Raw genomic sequence first — 702 nt, 5'->3', positions numbered from 1 at the left:
CCGCAAGGTCGCCGGCGCGTACGCCACCCTGAACGCCAACATCCGCGCCGGCAACCTCGGCAAACCGGGCTCGAAACGCCGTCGCAACGCCGAGGGAAAGCCGATCCGGTTCCGTCGGGACGCCGCGCAACCGTTCGACGACCGGTGCCTGTCCTGGCGGCTCGCCGACCGCACGGTATCGATCTGGGCCGTCGGCGGCCGGTTGAACCGAGTCCGGTTCGGCTGCTCCGCCCAGCAGTACGTCACCCTGGTGGCGCACCGGCGGGGCGAGTCCGACCTGGTCCACCGTGACGGCAAGTGGTTCCTGTACGCCACCTGCGACATCCCTGATGTGGAGGTGAAGGAGCCTGACGGGTTCCTCGGTGTCGACTTGGGTATCGCGAACATCGCCACCACCAACGACGGCACCCGGCACAGCGGCAAGGCTCTCAACCGGATCAGGCATCGTAACCAGCGGCTTCGGGCCAAACTTCAGCGCATCGGCAGCAAATCGGCGAAGCGGCTGTTGAAGGCCCGCCGGCGTAAGGAAGCCCGGTTCGCGGCCGACACCAACCATCGCATCGCCAAGCAGATCGTGACCGAGGCCGAACGCACCGGCCGCGGCATCGCCCTGGAAACCTCACGGGCATCCGCGACCGGGTACGGCTCCGACGGCCCCAGCGGGTCACCCTGCACACATGGGCGTTCCACCAACTCGGCCAG

At 68.2% G+C, this 702-nt stretch carries 1 protein-coding gene; it reads left to right on the top strand.

Annotated features, from left to right (window positions below; translation table 11 throughout):
- Nucleotides 1-702 (top strand): transposase (locus tag ACY34I_RS40545; RefSeq protein ID WP_462760855.1); only part of this gene is annotated, 702 nt, incomplete at both ends.

Source organism: Micromonospora sp. RTBAU3-60 (assembly GCF_054963695.1).
This window is presented reverse-complemented; position numbering and strand designations above follow the sequence as displayed.